Origin of the sequence: Kluyvera sp. 142486 (genome assembly GCF_046569695.1) — a bacterium.
Lineage (GTDB): Bacteria > Pseudomonadota > Gammaproteobacteria > Enterobacterales > Enterobacteriaceae > Kluyvera.
The window spans coordinates 15,588-31,909 of the sequence record NZ_JBKHUI010000019.1 but is presented as its reverse complement, the minus strand read 5'-3'; the positions used below and the strand labels follow the sequence as shown (position 1 = coordinate 31,909).

Annotated in this window: 14 protein-coding genes and 1 pseudogene; 10 read left to right on the top strand and 5 right to left on the bottom strand. The window is 55.0% G+C overall.

Going from position 1 to position 16,322, the window contains the following annotated elements; all coding sequences use genetic code 11:
• Nucleotides 1-141: 141 nt before the first annotated feature.
• The 3 genes from pldA (at nt 142) to rhtC (ending at nt 3,660) form a co-directional block, all read left to right on the top strand.
• Complete coding sequence (gene pldA / locus ACLGE8_RS18810) at nt 142-1,008, top strand: phospholipase A (RefSeq protein WP_411000433.1); 867 nt, start codon at nt 142-144, stop codon at nt 1,006-1,008.
• 117 nt (nt 1,009-1,125) lie between these two features.
• Entirely contained in the window at nt 1,126-2,955 is a 1,830-nt protein-coding gene (gene recQ / locus ACLGE8_RS18805) for an ATP-dependent DNA helicase RecQ (RefSeq protein WP_411000432.1), read from the top strand.
• A gap of 81 nt (nt 2,956-3,036) precedes the next feature.
• Nucleotides 3,037-3,660, top strand: a complete 624-nt coding sequence (gene rhtC / locus ACLGE8_RS18800) for a threonine export protein RhtC (RefSeq protein WP_411000431.1) — start codon at nt 3,037-3,039, stop codon at nt 3,658-3,660.
• Between the two features lie 45 nt (nt 3,661-3,705).
• Here the strand turns inward: rhtC and ACLGE8_RS18795 are convergent.
• Together ACLGE8_RS18795 and rhtB are read right to left on the bottom strand one after the other, a co-directional pair.
• A pseudogene (locus tag ACLGE8_RS18795) lies at nt 3,706-4,378 on the bottom strand (Rpn family recombination-promoting nuclease/putative transposase).
• Between the two features lie 154 nt (nt 4,379-4,532).
• Complete coding sequence (gene rhtB, locus ACLGE8_RS18790) at nt 4,533-5,153, bottom strand: homoserine/homoserine lactone efflux protein (RefSeq protein ID WP_411000430.1); 621 nt, start codon at nt 5,151-5,153, stop codon at nt 4,533-4,535.
• 109 nt (nt 5,154-5,262) lie between these two features.
• On the opposite strand from rhtB, the gene pldB reads away from it, so the two are divergent.
• The 3 genes from pldB to ACLGE8_RS18775 all read left to right on the top strand — a co-directional run bounded on the left by pldB (nt 5,263) and on the right by ACLGE8_RS18775 (nt 8,082).
• Nucleotides 5,263-6,255 carry a lysophospholipase L2 gene (pldB, locus tag ACLGE8_RS18785; protein WP_411000429.1) on the top strand — a complete coding sequence of 331 codons (993 nt, stop codon included), beginning with the start codon at nt 5,263-5,265 and terminating at the stop codon, nt 6,253-6,255.
• 41 nt (nt 6,256-6,296) lie between these two features.
• Nucleotides 6,297-7,097, top strand: a complete 801-nt coding sequence (gene yigL, locus ACLGE8_RS18780) for a sugar/pyridoxal phosphate phosphatase YigL (protein ID WP_411000427.1) — start codon at nt 6,297-6,299, stop codon at nt 7,095-7,097.
• A gap of 85 nt (nt 7,098-7,182) precedes the next feature.
• Complete coding sequence (locus ACLGE8_RS18775) at nt 7,183-8,082, top strand: carboxylate/amino acid/amine transporter (RefSeq protein WP_185669755.1); 900 nt, start codon at nt 7,183-7,185, stop codon at nt 8,080-8,082.
• Here the strand turns inward: ACLGE8_RS18775 and metR are convergent.
• Complete coding sequence (gene metR / locus ACLGE8_RS18770) at nt 7,970-8,923, bottom strand: HTH-type transcriptional regulator MetR (protein ID WP_411000426.1); 954 nt, start codon at nt 8,921-8,923, stop codon at nt 7,970-7,972. The genes ACLGE8_RS18775 and metR overlap by 113 nt on opposite strands.
• A gap of 117 nt (nt 8,924-9,040) precedes the next feature.
• On the opposite strand from metR, the gene metE reads away from it, so the two are divergent.
• The gene (gene metE / locus ACLGE8_RS18765; RefSeq protein ID WP_411000480.1) at nt 9,041-11,302 is read left to right on the top strand and encodes a 5-methyltetrahydropteroyltriglutamate--homocysteine S-methyltransferase; all 2,262 of its coding nucleotides are present in this window, start codon (nt 9,041-9,043) and stop codon (nt 11,300-11,302) included.
• Between the two features lie 44 nt (nt 11,303-11,346).
• Here metE and ACLGE8_RS18760 read toward each other — a convergent pair whose 3' ends face one another.
• Nucleotides 11,347-12,159: a dienelactone hydrolase family protein gene (locus ACLGE8_RS18760; RefSeq protein WP_411000424.1), complete on the bottom strand. Its 813-nt coding sequence runs from the start codon at nt 12,157-12,159 to the stop codon at nt 11,347-11,349.
• A gap of 237 nt (nt 12,160-12,396) precedes the next feature.
• Between ACLGE8_RS18760 and udp the strand changes: the two genes are divergently transcribed.
• The gene (gene udp / locus ACLGE8_RS18755; protein WP_185669752.1) at nt 12,397-13,158 is read left to right on the top strand and encodes a uridine phosphorylase; all 762 of its coding nucleotides are present in this window, start codon (nt 12,397-12,399) and stop codon (nt 13,156-13,158) included.
• A 54-nt stretch (nt 13,159-13,212) separates the two neighbouring features.
• Here the strand turns inward: udp and ACLGE8_RS18750 are convergent, their stop codons facing one another.
• On the bottom strand, nt 13,213-13,650 hold the full coding sequence (locus tag ACLGE8_RS18750; RefSeq protein ID WP_411000422.1) for a CZB domain-containing protein: 438 nt from the start codon (nt 13,648-13,650) through the stop codon (nt 13,213-13,215).
• Nucleotides 13,651-14,048: 398 nt separating this feature from the next.
• Here ACLGE8_RS18750 and rmuC point away from each other — a divergent pair, with 398 nt between their 5' ends.
• Both rmuC and ubiE read left to right on the top strand, forming a co-directional pair.
• The gene (rmuC, locus tag ACLGE8_RS18745) at nt 14,049-15,458 is read left to right on the top strand and encodes a DNA recombination protein RmuC (protein ID WP_411000420.1); all 1,410 of its coding nucleotides are present in this window, start codon (nt 14,049-14,051) and stop codon (nt 15,456-15,458) included.
• 100 nt (nt 15,459-15,558) lie between these two features.
• A complete protein-coding gene (gene ubiE / locus ACLGE8_RS18740; RefSeq protein ID WP_185669749.1) occupies nt 15,559-16,314 on the top strand; it encodes a bifunctional demethylmenaquinone methyltransferase/2-methoxy-6-polyprenyl-1,4-benzoquinol methylase UbiE in 756 nt (251 codons plus the stop codon).
• The last annotated feature ends 8 nt before the right edge of the window (nt 16,315-16,322 follow it).

Here is a 16,322-nt window from a genome sequence, read left to right as displayed (position 1 = left end):
TGTTAATAAAATGTTGATTTTATGCCGATTGAATGTTGATTTCTACTTTCAGAAAGGTTTGATGAGCAAGAACAGCGTAAACAGGTAGAATACGTGTCAATTTGTTATCCATTATTTATATATCTCAGGGGAAGTTGACTGATGCGGATCTCACTCAGTGGGTTACTGGCGCTGCTGCTGCCTGTCGCGGCGTTGGCACAGGAAGCGACAATTAAAGAGGTGCACGATGCACCGGCAGTACGCGGCAGCATTATCGCCAACCTTCTACAGGAGCATGATAATCCGTTCACGCTCTACCCTTATGAAAGCAACTACCTGCTCTACACCTGGACCAGCGACCTCAATAAAGAGGCCATTCGTTCCTACGACTGGGCTGAGAATGCGCGTAAAGATGAGGTGAAATTCCAGCTTAGCCTGGCCTTCCCGCTGTGGCGCGGCATTCTGGGGGATAACTCAGTGCTGGCAGCGTCTTATACCCAGCGCTCCTGGTGGCAGCTCTCCAACAGCGATGAGTCTTCGCCGTTCCGTGAAACCAACTATGAACCGCAGCTTTTCCTTGGTTTTGCTACCGATTATCGCTTTGCAGGCTGGACGCTTCGCGACGTTGAGATGGGCTATAACCATGATTCCAACGGCCGCTCAGATCCCACTTCCCGTAGCTGGAACCGACTCTATACGCGCCTGATGGCGCAAAACGGTAACTGGCTGGTTGAAGTTAAGCCCTGGTACGTGATTGGCGATACCGACGATAACCCGGATATCACCAAATATATGGGCTATTACCGGCTGAAAATTGGCTATCAGTTGGGCGACGCGGTGCTCAGTGCACAGGGGCAATATAACTGGAACACCGGCTACGGCGGCGCGGAGCTTGGCGTGAGCTATCCGGTTACTAAGCACGTTCGTTTCTATACTCAGGTGTACAGCGGGTACGGCGAATCGCTTATCGACTATAACTTTAACCAGACTCGTGTTGGGGTCGGGGTAATGCTTAACGACCTGTTTTAAGAGCAATTCCTGCGGTTTGTTGCGAGCATGGCCGAAGGAATTCGTCTAAAACGTTGCAGTTTGGCACGCGGGCGCTGAAAATAGCGCCTGTTTTTATTTAACGGTAATGGGGTCAATGTGGCACAGGCGGAAGTTTTAAATCAGGAATCGCTGGCTAAGCAGGTTTTGCAAGAGACCTTTGGCTACCAGCAGTTCCGTCCTGGCCAGGAAACCATTATCGACACCGTGCTGGAAGGGCGCGACTGCCTGGTCGTGATGCCCACCGGCGGCGGTAAATCGCTGTGCTATCAGATCCCTGCACTGGTGCTTAACGGCCTGACCGTGGTGGTTTCACCGCTGATCTCGCTGATGAAGGACCAGGTCGATCAGCTGCTGGCGAACGGCGTGGCGGCGGCCTGTATCAACTCCACCCAAACCCGTGAACAGCAGCAAGAGGTGATGGCTGGCTGCCGTACCGGGCAGATTCGCCTGCTCTATATCGCCCCGGAACGCCTGATGCTGGATAACTTCCTGGAGCATCTGGCGCACTGGAATCCGGCAATGCTGGCGGTGGATGAAGCGCACTGTATCTCGCAGTGGGGGCATGACTTCCGCCCGGAATACGCGGCACTTGGCCAGCTGCGTCAGCGCTTCCCCGCGCTGCCGTTTATGGCGCTGACCGCCACCGCCGACGACACTACCCGTAGCGACATTGTACGCCTGCTGGGGCTTAACGACCCGCTGATTCAAATCAGCAGCTTCGACCGCCCGAATATCCGCTACATGCTGATGGAGAAGTTTAAGCCGCTCGATCAGCTGATGCGCTACGTGCAGGAGCAGCGGGGAAAATCGGGCATTATTTACTGCAATAGCCGTGCGAAGGTGGAAGACACCGCGGCTCGCCTGCAAAGTCGTGGCATCAGCGCGGCGGCGTACCATGCCGGGCTGGAAAACACCGTGCGCGCTGACGTGCAGGAAAAATTCCAGCGTGACGATCTGCAAATCGTGGTCGCCACCGTGGCCTTCGGGATGGGTATCAACAAGCCCAACGTCCGTTTCGTGGTGCACTTCGACATCCCTCGCAATATCGAATCCTACTATCAGGAAACTGGCCGCGCCGGGCGCGATGGCCTACCAGCGGAAGCGATGCTGTTTTACGACCCGGCCGATATGGCGTGGCTGCGCCGCTGCCTGGAAGAAAAGCCTGAGGGCATGTTGCAGGACATCGAGCGGCATAAGCTCAACGCGATGGGGGCGTTTGCTGAAGCGCAGACCTGCCGTCGTCTGGTGTTGCTCAACTACTTTGGCGAGGGCCGTCAGGAGCCGTGCGGCAACTGCGACATCTGTCTCGACCCACCGAAACAGTACGACGGCGTGCAGGACGCGCAGATTGCGCTCTCCACCATTGGCCGAGTTAACCAGCGTTTTGGGATGGGCTACGTCGTCGAGGTGATTCGCGGTGCCAACAGTCAGCGTATCCGTGAATTCGGCCATGATAAGCTCAAAGTCTACGGTATGGGCCGCGACAAAAGTCATGAACACTGGGTCAGCGTCATTCGTCAGCTCATTCATTTAGGCTTCGTCACCCAGAACATTGCTCAACACTCGGCGCTACAGCTTACCGACGCTTCCCGCCCGGTGCTGCGCGGCGAAGTGCCGCTGCAACTGGCGGTACCGCGTATTGTGGCGCTGAAGCCGCGCGTGATGCAAAAAGCGGCGGTGGGTAACTATGACAAGCAGCTGTTTGCTAAGCTGCGTAAGCTGCGTAAAGCCATTGCCGATGAAGAAAATATCCCACCTTATGTCGTCTTTAACGACGCGACGCTGATTGAAATGGCAGAACAGATGCCTATCTCTCCGAGCGATATGCTCAGCGTCAACGGTGTGGGCACGCGTAAACTCGAACGCTTTGGTCGTGAATTCCTGGCGCTGATTCGCGCTCACGTTGACGGTGACGATGAAGAGTAGTCAGCTTGCGGAAAAAGTGTCAGGATAGTTACTCACTGTACTATTTTCCGCGAATTTATCGCCTCGTTTGGTAGGTCTATCATGATTACGCTGTTCCTGACCGTCGCGCTGGTGCACATCATTGCCTTAATGAGCCCGGGCCCGGACTTCTTTTTTGTCTCCCAGACTGCCGTGAGCCGCTCGCGCAAAGAAGCGATGATGGGCGTGCTGGGGATCACCTGTGGTGTGATGGTCTGGGCGGGCGTTGCGCTGCTCGGCCTGCACCTGATTATCGAAAAAATGGCCTGGCTGCACACCATTATTATGGTCGGCGGTGGTTTGTATCTGTGCTGGATGGGCTACCAGATGCTGCGTGGGGCGCTGAAGAAAGAGAAAACCGATTCAGCCGAAGAGCCGCAGGTTGAACTGGCTCAGGGCGGACGCAGCTTTATGAAGGGCCTGCTGACTAACCTCGCCAACCCGAAAGCGATTATCTACTTTGGTTCAGTGTTCTCGCTGTTTGTCGGCGATAACGTCGGCGCGGGCGAACGCTGGGGGATCTTCCTGCTGATTATCCTCGAAACGCTGGCCTGGTTTACCGTCGTGGCAAGCCTGTTTGCGCTACCCGCGATGCGTCGCGGCTACCAGCGCGCAGCGAAGTGGATTGACGGCGTAGCGGGCACGCTGTTCGCGGGTTTCGGCATTCACCTGATTATTTCGCGCTAAGTGATTGGCCCACTCGGTAACTTTTTCGGGTGGGCTCATCGGTGTTTAGTGGCTAAGTTGCTGGAGTTCATCGGGAGAAAGTCCGGTGATCTCAGTGATGATGTTGCTATCGATGCCCCTTTCCAGCATGGTTTTAGCAATATCCTGCGTTGCGGCAAGTTTACCTTCCTGAATCCCTTCTTTACGTAGCTGTTCTGCCATGGTCATAAACTTTTCTCCATGCTGCGGCACGCGCTGTGCCAGTCCATACAATAGTTTTTGACCATCCTGGGCTTGTCCTGCTTGTATCAAATAGTTTACCAGCATGGTTATTTGTTGTCCGTTCATGTGTCCCAGAATGAACAAACTGGCTAGCTTGTCTTGTAGCAACGCGATATCCCTTTGGCGAATATGCTTCTGCACCAGGGTCAGCGCCGCCATACTGCGGTGTTGCATAACCTCCTCGTCAGGAATGACCGTAATATCAACCAGCGGGAAAGACGAGGTGTAGAGCTGACGCGAGGCAACGGGATCGCTGAACGCATCCAGCCAACTTAGCGCTATAGTAGGGACGCAGATCGTCTTCGATAAAACTCCTCGATTCCAGCCGTATCGTCTCCAGTTTGCAGAGTTGGAGAAACTGAGTGGGGAGACGGAGGCTAATAAAATCCCGCGCCGTATCGGCGCAGGAGAGAAAGGTTTTAAATACCGCGTCATGCGGTGTGGCTGTCTCCGCCATCGTGCATCATCCGTGAATGAAAAGTCTGGCGGCATTCAGGCACCGGGGCGATCTGCGGCGATAGCGGTGATTTCAGGCTTCTGTCAGGGATGCGTGGCGGCTCGCGCAATTTTGTCGACGAGCAAACCCCGCAGCAAAATATTGCGCGTCGCGTTCAGGCATGGCGTGCCGACGCCAGCAGCGCACCTACCAGCATAAACAGCGAACCAAACACCTTATTCAGCGCCTTCATCTGCTTCGGCCCTTTAATCCACGCTGAGATCCGCTGTGCCAGCGTGGCATAGCCAATCATTACGATGATATCAACGACGATGGTCGTCACGCCAAGAACCAGATACTGCGCGACCTGCGGCTGATGCGGCACGATAAACTGTGGGAACAGGGCGGCCAGGAACACGATGCTTTTCGGGTTGGTCAGGTTGACGAACACCGCCCGCTGGAACAGTTTGCCGCGGCTTTGCGTTTTCGCCAGCGTTTTCAGGTCGATGGAGCCTGCAGCGCGCCATTGCTGAATGCCGAGCCAAATAAGGTACGCCGCACCCGCCCATTTCAGCACCTCAAAGGCCAGCAGGGAGCGCGAGAAGAGTGTCCCGAGACCTATGCCAACCAGCACAATGTGAATCGCCAGGCCGGTTTGCAGCCCGGCAATCGATGCCGCTGCGCCGCGATAGCTGTGGTTAATGGAGGTGGTCATGGTATTGATCGCCCCTGAGCCCGGCGACAGGCTAAGAATTATGGATGTGAGCAGGTAGGCGAACCACCATTCGAAGGTCATGAGAATCTCCCTGGATATCTGTTTTTGTGCCACAATACGCTATTGTCCTGACGTTGTGTCAGGTGTCACAAAAAAATGATTTTCAGCGGTTAGCAGGGGTGGAAGCCCGATGTTTCAACAGCAAAAGGATTGGAATACGAGAGAAAACGCGTTTGCTGCCTTTACGACCGGCCCGCTGATGGATTTCTGGCGAGGGCGGAAGGAAGCGGAGTTTATTGGCGTTGACGGCATTCCAGTACGGTTTGTTCGGTTCAGTTCACCCGCGCACGACAGCGTGATCGTGGTCTGCCCTGGGCGAATTGAGAGCTACGTGAAGTATGCCGAGTTGGCGTACGACCTGTTCCATAGCGGCTTTGATGTGCTGATTATCGACCATCGCGGTCAGGGGCGCTCCGGGCGCATGTTGTCTGACACCCATCGCGGTCACGTAGCGAAATTTAGCGACTACGTTGACGATCTCACGGCCTTCTGGCAACAGCAGGTACTGCCGGGACACTGGCGGCAGCGATTTATTCTCGCTCACTCGATGGGGGGGGCCATCGCCACGCAGTTTTTGCAGCGTAATCCGCAAGGCTGTGATGCCATCGCGCTTTGCGCGCCGATGTTCGGTATTATTATGCGCCTGCCGGAATGGGTGGTAAGACCGCTTCTCGACTGGGCTGAGGGCCATCAGCGTCTTCGGGAAGGGTATGCAATGGGTACGGGCCGATGGCACGCGCTGCCGTTTGGCATTAATGTATTGACCCATAGCCGCGAGCGCTATCGGCGTAACGTCCGTTTTTATGCCGATGAGCCCCGGTTGCGCGTGGGAGGCCCCACGTATCACTGGGTCAGAGAAGGTATCCTGGCTGGGGAGCAAATCCTCGCCGGTGCCGCAAAAGAGACGTTCCCTGTTCTGCTGATTCAGGCAGAGGAAGAACGCGTCGTTGATAATCGCATGCACGATCGTTATTGCGAAATCCGCGCCGAAGCGGGCCATCCTTGTGATGGCGGTAAGCCGCTTGTCATACAGGGCGCCTATCATGAGATCCTTTTTGAAAAGGACGCTATGCGCTCAGTCGCACTCACTGCCATCGTCGATTTTTTCCATCGACATTGTTAATTCGGCGCCAGCGGCGCACTGTTTAGAGGTTAAATTCGAATATGTACCAGGTTGTTGCGTCTGACTTAGATGGCACCTTACTCTCCCCCGACCACCACTTAACGCCGTACGCGAAAGAGACGCTGAAGCTGCTCACCGAGCGCGGCCTGAACTTCGTCTTTGCTACCGGCCGTCATTACATCGACGTAGGTCAGATTCGCGATAATCTGGGGATCAAATCCTACATGATCACCTCCAACGGCGCGCGTGTGCACGATGCCGATGGGAAACAGGTTTTCGCCCATAACCTCGATCGCGATATCGCCGCCGATCTCTTCGGCGTAGTGAATGACAACCCGGATATCGTCACCAACGTTTACCGTGAAGACGAATGGTTTATGAACCGCCACCGCCCGGAAGAGATGCGTTTCTTCAAGGAAGCCGTCTTTAACTACACCCTGTATGAGCCGGGTATGCTAGAGCCGGAGGGAGTCAGCAAGGTGTTCTTCACCTGCAACGACCACGAAACGCTGCTGCCTTTGGAACAGGCGATTAACGCGCGCTGGGGCGATCGCGTCAACGTCAGCTTCTCCACGCTCACCTGCCTGGAAGTGATGGCGGGCGGCGTGTCGAAAGGTCATGCGCTGGAAGCGGTGGCGAAAGCGATGGGCTATACCCTTAAAGATTGCATCGCGTTTGGTGATGGGATGAATGACGCTGAAATGCTGTCGATGGCAGGTAAAGGCTGCATCATGGCAGGTGCGCACCAGCGTCTGAAAGATCTGCATCCGGAGCTTGAAGTGATCGGCTCGAACGCCGATGACGCGGTACCGCACTTCCTACGCGACATGTACCTGCGTTAATTATCAATAACTGGCTATTTAGTGGTCAGTTGTCAACCATCAACTCCGCTACAATGAATGCTCATCTTCTTATGAGACATTCATTGTGGCGCTGCTGATTATTACCACCATCCTGTGGGCTTTCTCCTTTAGCTTTTACGGCGAGTACCTTGCCGGACACGTCGACAGTTACTTTGCGGTGCTGGTGCGCGTGGGCCTGGCGGCGCTGGTCTTCCTGCCGTTTCTTCGCACCCGCGGGCACAGTCTGAAAACCGTTGGCCTGTACATGCTGGTGGGCGCAATGCAGCTTGGCATCATGTATATGCTGAGCTTCCATGCCTATCTTTACCTGACCGTCTCCGAGCTGCTGCTGTTTACCGTCCTCACGCCGCTCTACATCACGCTGATTTACGACCTGATGAGCGGGCGCCGCCTGCGTTGGAGCTATGCGTTTAGCGCGCTGCTGGCGGTGATTGGCGCGGGGATTATTCGCTATGACCATATCACCAACCATTTCTGGACTGGGCTTATCCTGGTGCAGCTCTCCAACATCGTCTTTGCCATCGGTATGGTGGGCTATAAACGCCTGATGGAGACCCGACCAATGCCGCAGCATAACGCCTTTGCCTGGTTCTACCTTGGCGCGTTTCTGGTGGCGACGGTGGCCTGGATGCTGCTCGGCAATGCGCAGAAAATGCCGCAGACTCTGCCGCAGTGGGGGATTCTGGTATTTCTTGGCGTCGTGGCTTCAGGGATTGGTTACTTTATGTGGAACTACGGCGCCACGCAGGTGGATGCGGGCACCTTAGGGATTATGAACAATATGCATGTGCCCGCCGGGCTGCTGGTGAACCTGGCAATCTGGCATCAACAGCCCCACTGGCCGAGCTTCCTTACAGGGGCTGCGGTGATACTGGCCTCACTGTGGGTGCATCGCCATTGGGTCGCTCCGCGTTCTTCACGAACGGCAGATGATCGCAAGCGTGATTCCGCGCTGAGCGAATAAACGCATCCATCACCGGCTGACGCTGCTCGCCATCGCGCACGGCGGCGTACAGCCGGCTCCACAGTCCTTCGCCCAGGGTTTTGGTCACAATCAGACCCTGGCGCTCAAAACTCTCCACTACCCAGTGCGGCAGGGCGGCAATGCCCATCCGCGCGGCAACCATCTGCACCAGCAGCAGCGTGTTATCGACGCTTTTCAACTGTGGGCTCACGCCAGCAGGCAGCAGGAAATGGCGCCAGACATCAAGGCGCTGGCGCTGTACCGGGTAAATCAACAGCGTTTCTGCCGCCAAATCTTCTGGCGTGATGCGCGCTTTGGCCGCCAGCGGGTGATCCGGTGACAGTACCAGGCGCACTTCAAAATCAAACATCGGTGAATAGTGCAGGCCGCTGCGCGGCAGGATGTCCGAGGTGAGTACCAGATCCAGCTCGCTCTGCTGCAGCGCAGGCTGTGGGTCGAAGGTGACGCCGGACTTAAAGTCCATCTCAACCTGCGGCCATTGCTTGCGGAAATTCTCCAGCGCGGGCGTCAGCCACTGAATACAGCTATGGCATTCGATGGCGATACGCAGGGTGGCCTGCTGTGGTTCATGACAGGCCTGCAGTGCCTGAGTGATTTGCGGCAGCACCTGGTTTGCCAGCTGCAGCAAAATCTCCCCCTGCGGGGTAAAGCGCAGCGGCTGGCTTTTACGTACGAATAGCCGGAAGCCAAGGCGCTGTTCCAGATCGCTGAACTGGTGAGACAGGGCGGATTGGGTCTGGTGCAGCGTCGCCGCGGCCGCCGCCAGAGAACCACTGTTCCGCAACGCCTGGAGCGTTTTCAGATGTTTAATTTCGATCATGAAAGTCCTTCACTTCGGCATGAGTAATTTGCGCTTGAGGAATATACAGTACCTGTCGATTATGGATGTGTAAACATCTGGACGGCTAAATACTAAAAAATCCATGAGAGGCATATGATGACTATCCAAAACCACACCCTCGGTTTCCCTCGCGTTGGCCTGCGTCGCGAGCTGAAAAAAGCGCAAGAGAGCTATTGGGCGGGTAACGCTTCCCGTGAAGAGTTGCTGGCCGTTGGCCGTGAACTGCGCGCCCGTCATTGGGATCAGCAAAAGCAGGCAGGTATCGACCTGCTGCCGGTGGGCGACTTCGCCTGGTACGATCACGTGCTGACCACCAGCCTGCTGCTGGGCAACGTACCGGCTCGCCATCAGAATAAAGATGGTTCCGTCGATATCGACACTCTATTCCGTATTGGCCGTGGCCGCGCACCGACCGGTGAACCTGCGGCGGCGGCAGAAATGACCAAATGGTTTAACACCAACTATCACTACATGGTGCCCGAGTTCACCAAAGGCCAGCAGTTCAAGCTGACCTGGACCCAATTGCTGGATGAAGTCGACGAAGCGCTGGCGCTTGGCCACAACGTTAAGCCTGTCCTGCTGGGGCCGGTCACCTATCTGTGGTTGGGCAAAGTGAAGGGTGAGCAGTTTGACCGCCTGACCCTGCTGAACGACATTCTGCCGGTGTATCAGCAGGTGCTGGCCGAGCTGGCGAAACGCGGTATTGAGTGGGTACAGATTGATGAGCCTGCGCTGGTTCTCGAACTGCCGCAGGCGTGGCTGAATGCGTTTAAACCGGCCTACGATGCGCTGCAGGGGCATGTGAAGCTGTTGCTCACCACCTATTTCGAGGGCGTGACGCCGAATCTGGACATCATCGCCGCGCTGCCGGTGCAGGGGCTGCACGTTGATCTGGTGCATGGTAAAGATGATGTTGAAGTACTGCATCAGCGTCTGCCGGCGGACTGGCTGCTCTCCGCTGGCCTGATTAATGGTCGCAACGTCTGGCGCGCTGATCTCACCGAAAAATATTCGCAAATTAAAGCGCTGGTTGGTCAGCGTGACCTCTGGGTCGCCTCTTCCTGCTCGCTGCTGCACAGCCCTATCGACCTGAGCGTCGAAACCCGCCTGGATACGGAAGTGAAGAGCTGGTTCGCCTTTGCTCTGCAAAAATGCGGTGAGCTGGCGCTACTACGCGATGCGTTGAACACCGGCAATACGGCGGCTCTGGTCGAGTGGAGTGCGCCAATTCAGGCCCGCCGTCATTCAACCCGCGTGCACAATGCGGCAGTGGAACAGCGCCTGGCGGCGATTACCGCCAAAGACAGCCAGCGTACTAGCGCCTACCCGGTACGCGCTGAAGCGCAGCGCGCGCGCTTCAATCTTCCGGCCTGGCCGACGACGACTATCGGCTCGTTCCCGCAAACCACCGAGATTCGCGGCCTGCGTCTGGATTTCAAAAAAGGTAACCTGGATGCGAATAACTACCGCACCGGTATTGCCGAACATATCAAGCAGGCGATTATTGAACAGGAGCGCCTGGGGCTCGATGTGCTGGTGCACGGCGAAGCCGAGCGTAACGATATGGTTGAGTACTTTGGCGAGCATCTCGATGGCTTTGTCTTCACCCAGAACGGTTGGGTACAGAGTTACGGTTCTCGCTGCGTGAAGCCGCCGGTCGTCATTGGCGACGTGAGCCGCCCGGAAGCGATCACCGTGGAGTGGGCGAAGTACGCCCAGTCCCTGACCGACAAACCGGTGAAAGGGATGCTGACTGGCCCGGTCACGATTCTTTGCTGGTCTTTCCCGCGTGAAGATGTGACCCGCGAAACCATCGCTAAGCAGATTGCGCTGGCGCTGCGTGATGAAGTGGCGGATCTGGAAGCGGCCGGTATCGGCATCATCCAGATTGATGAACCGGCACTGCGTGAAGGTCTGCCGCTGCGCCGCAGCGACTGGGCGGCTTATCTGGAGTGGGGCGTGGAAGCCTTCCGCATTAACGCCGCGGTGGCGCGTGATGATACCCAAATCCACACCCACATGTGTTACTGCGAGTTCAACGACATCATGGACTCTATTGCAGCGCTGGATGCGGATGTGATCACCATCGAAACCTCCCGTTCCGATATGGAACTGCTGGAGTCGTTTGAAGAGTTCGATTACCCGAACGAAATCGGGCCGGGCGTCTATGACATTCACTCGCCGAACGTACCGAGCGTGGAGTGGATTGAAGCTCTGTTGAAGAAAGCAGAGCAGCGCATTCCGGCAGAGCGACTGTGGGTTAACCCGGACTGTGGTCTGAAAACCCGCGGCTGGCCGGAAACTCGCGCGGCGCTGGCGAACATGGTAAAAGCGGCGCAGAACCTGCGTCAGGCTTAAAAACCAAACGGAGGCTAATGCCTCCGTTTTCTTTAATAAGGGAATTAGCCTTTTTTCCCGCCGTACTGCGCAAACCACGCCAGCATGCGCTGCCAGCCGTCTTTCGCTGACTCTTCATGATAGCTCGGGCGGTAATCGGCGTTGAACGCATGTCCAGCTTCAGGGTAAACCACGATTTCGGCATTCGCATTGGCCGCTCGCAGCGCATGATGCATGGTGTCGACCGACTCCAGCGGAATTCCCGTATCCTGACCGCCGTACAGCCCCAGCACCGGGGCGCTAAGATCGACCGCCACATCTACCGGGTTTTTCGGCATCTTCAGCGTCTTGTCGCCCACCAAACGGCCATACCAGGCCACGGCGGCTTTGAGCTGCGGGTTATGCGCGGCGTACAGCCAGGTAATACGGCCGCCCCAGCAAAAGCCAGTCATCAATAAACGGCTGGCATCACCGCCGTTACGTGCCGCCCAGTTGGCGACGTGATCGAGGTCGGCCAGCACCTGCGCGTCGGGAACTTTTGATACCAGGCCGCTAAACAGCGTGGGGACATCGTCATAATCGTTCGGGTCGCCCTGACGGAAGTAGAGTTCTGGTGCGACAGCCAGATAGCCCTCTAATGCCAGACGGCGACAAATATCGCGGATGTGTTCGTGGACACCAAAAATCTCCTGCACTACGATGATTACCGGAAGCGGCGCATCGCTATGCTTAGGGCGAGCGTAGTACGCTGGCAGCGTATCACCTTGTGAAGGAATAGAGGTTTCTCCCGCTGATATGGCCTCTTCGGGCGTATGAACGGTGGTTGAGGCGTGAGGTGAAGCCGCAGGGGCAAATCCAGGTTGTCTGTTGGTTGTCATGGCATTCTCCGTACCCTTTTAATGAACTCATAGCCAAATCACATTGCCTGAATGCGGCGTATTTTTGGTCAGCAGGGAGTAACAATAACTTGTTAATGTGATGTGAATCACTAATTGCGTGGAATTTAATGTAATATTTTTAATTCTTAGTGATGGTGGTCACGAAAAGATGTTGTGGTCTTCTATAAAGTACATTTTTGCTTCTTCTGACAAAACTGAACCACAGAGGAGTTCTTTATGTCCAAGTCTGATGTTTTTCATCTCGGCCTCACCAAAAGCGACCTTCAAGGGGCTACACTCGCTATCGTCCCAGGTGACCCGGAACGTGTGGAAAAGATCGCCGCGCTGATGGAAAAGCCGGTAAAACTGGCATCTCACCGTGAATTTACCTCCTGGCGTGCCGAACTTGATGGCAAGTCGGTGATCGTTTGCTCTACCGGTATTGGTGGCCCATCCACCTCTATCGCCGTGGAAGAACTGGCCCAGCTGGGTATCCGCACCTTCCTGCGCGTCGGTACCACCGGCGCCATTCAGCCGCATATCAACGTCGGTGACGTTCTGGTGACCACCGCTTCCGTCCGTCTGGATGGGGCGAGCCTGCACTTTGCGCCGATGGAATACCCGGCAGTGGCTGACTTCGCATGTACGACTGCGCTGGTTGAAGCGGCGAAAGCGGTAGGCGCGACCACGCACATCGGCGTAACTGCCTCTTCCGACACCTTCTATCCAGGTCAGGAACGCTATGACACCTTCTCTGGCCGCGTAGTGAGAAACTACAAAGGCTCTATGGAAGAGTGGCAGTCAATGGGCGTGATGAACTACGAGATGGAATCTGCGACGCTGCTGACCATGTGCTCAAGCCAGGGTCTGCGTGCGGGGATGGTGGCAGGCGTTATCGTTAACCGTACCCAGCAGGAAATCCCGAACGCTGAGACGATGAAGCAGACTGAAAGCCACGCGGTGAAAATCGTAGTGGAAGCGGCACGCCGTCTGCTGTAAATAAATACTCAAGTATAAAGGCCTTATTATGAGGCCTTTATACCATTCACATATTTAACGTTTTGAAGCTTCTAATAACTCACCCAGAGATAATCCTACTTCTTCTGACAGCGGCATAAGTTCATTTTTAATGGTCGCTAATGCCTCCATAAAATGACCTTTCTGATGTGACACCACAATAGTACCGGCACATTGATGAAATTTTGCATGGAGTTCACGAAAGCGCTCATATTCGGGATATTTAGCTAATGATTTTCCTTCGTTATATATCCATTCACCCACCTGGCACAACGTATCGTTAGAGACCTGCGCTGCATCAAACTCATCTTCCCGGTGCTCTCGCAGGGCGGTGGTCCAACGTTCACGCCATGCAATGTGGAAAGCGATTGCCTCTTCAAGGATTAAACCGTTCAGGTTTTGCTGTTCCTTAGGAAGACCAAGACTCACATCTTCACCAGCAATTCTTTTTCTTATCCATGTGCTGAATTCCATTATATTCTCCATTATTATGTTGATTATTTATATTATCTGGGTTTGTTATTTATTTATGTTAATAATTAATAAATTTATTCATATATTATTAGGTGTTGTTGTGGTCACCTAAGATAATATGGTTATTAAGGGTATGGTAATTTATGCCGCCAGGCAACGATATTATAAATATATTTCTGTGATATATATATTTGTTATAATTTTTTATTATATATTTTTGTTGGTATTTAAATAATTCTCGGGAATAATATAAATGTTGCTATTAATTAAATAAATATCACTCCGCAGGCTAGTCCCTCTTTTTTTGCGTAGAGCCTCGCAGGAAACTGCTTTAAAACTGGACGTTTATACAGCACAATTCTATTTTGTGCTGATAACCGGTTTATGCAGGGGGCATTGTGGATATTGCCGTGGTGATTTATGCGCTGGTCGCGCTGGCGGGAATGGCGATTGGCTGGCTGGCGGCGAGCTATCGCGTGGCGCAGCAGCGCGCCGAACAGCTGGCTGAAGAACGTGACGTGTACAGTGAGCTGAGCGCGGCAAAACAGCAAATTGCCCAGAACGCTCACTGGCGGGAAGAGTGTGAGCTGCTCAATAACGAACTGCGTAACCTACGGGAAATCAACTCTTCGTTAGAGGTTGACCTGCGTGAAGTCACCACGCTGCTGGAGACCACCCGTCAGCACGGGGATGAAAAGTACCGCCTGATGCTCAACAGCGAGCAGCGCCTGAGCGAGCAGTTCGAAAATCTGGCCAACCGCATCTTCGAACAGAGTAATCGCCGGGTGGAGGAGCAAAACCGCCAAAGCTTGCACGGCCTGCTGACGCCGCTTCGCGAGCAGCTTGATGGTTTTCGCCGTCAGGTTCAGGAGAGCTTTGGGCAGGAGGCGCGCGAGCGTCACACGCTGGCGCACGAAATTCGTAACCTCCAGCAGCTCAACGCCCAGATGGCGCAGGAGGCAGTCAACCTGACCCGCGCGCTGAAAGGCGACAACAAAACCCAGGGCAACTGGGGGGAAGTGGTACTCACGCGCGTGCTAGAGGCGTCCGGCCTGCGAGAAGGGCATGAATACGAAACCCAGGTCAGCATCAATACAGACGTGAACTCCCGCATGCAGCCGGACGTTATCGTGCGCCTGCCGCACCGCAAAGATGTGGTGGTGGATGCCAAAATGACGCTGGTGGCCTACGAGCGCTACTTTAACGCCGAAGATGACTACACCCGCGAGGCCGCGCTGCAGGAACATATTGCGGCGGTGCGTAACCATATCCGCATGCTGGGTCGTAAGGATTATCAGCAGTTACCGGGGCTACGATCGCTGGACTACGTCCTGATGTTTATCCCTGTGGAACCCGCCTTTCTGCTGGCGCTGGACAGGCAGCCTGAGCTGATAAGCGAAGCGCTGAAAAACAACATTATGCTGGTCAGCCCGACCACGCTGCTGGTGGCGCTGCGGACCATCGCCAACCTATGGCGCTATGAACACCAGAGCCGCAATGCGCAGCATATTGCTGAACGGGCAAGCCGCTTATATGACAAAATGCGCCTCTTCGTCGATGACATGTCGGCTATCGGCCAGAGCCTCGATAAAGCACAGGATAACTACCGTCAGGCGATGAAAAAGCTCACCACCGGGCGCGGTAATCTGCTAACGCAGGCCGAGGCGTTTCGCCACCTTGGGGTGGAGGTCAAACGCGAGATTAATCCGGAACTGGTTGAACAGGCGACGGCGCAGGACGATGATTTTCGTCTGCGTGACGACACCGACACCAATGATGACAATCCGTTAGCCGCAGAACGTCGCTAAAACGCTCGCTGCACGGGTTTGGTAACGGGGTGGAATCGTAGGGCAATTGCGTCCAATCTGTTACACTCCATGAACATTTTCTTGATAAGCAGGCATAGAGATGGTTGAGGATTCACAAGAAACGACGCACTTTGGCTTTCAAACAATCGCCAAATCACAGAAAGAAAACATGGTGGCGCATGTCTTCCATTCTGTCGCCGCAAAATACGATGTAATGAATGATCTGATGTCATTCGGTATCCATCGTCTCTGGAAGCGTTTTACCATTGATTGCAGCGGCGTGCGCCGTGGACAGACGGTCCTCGATCTGGCGGGCGGCACCGGTGACCTGACGGCAAAATTCTCGCGTATGGTTGGTGAAACCGGCCGTGTGGTGCTGGCAGATATTAACGACTCGATGCTCAAAATGGGCCGTGAAAAGCTGCGCAACATCGGCGTGGTGGGTAACGTGGAGTACGTGCAGGCAAACGCCGAAGCGCTGCCGTTCCCGGATAACACCTTTGACTGCATCACCATCTCCTTTGGCCTGCGTAACGTCACCGACAAAGACAAAGCGCTGCGTTCGATGTATCGCGTACTGAAGCCGGGCGGACGTCTGCTGGTGCTGGAGTTCTCCAAGCCGGTTATCGACCCGCTGAGTAAAGCTTACGATGCCTACTCGTTCCACATCCTGCCGCGTATTGGCGAAATGGTGGCAAACGACGCAGAAAGCTACCGCTATCTGGCAGAATCTATTCGTATGCACCCCGATCAGGACACCCTGAAAGAGATGATGCAGAACGCTGGGCTGGAAAACGTTGAGTACTTCAACCTGACGGCAGGGATTGTCGCGCTGCATCGCGGCTATAAATTCTGATAAGCGGG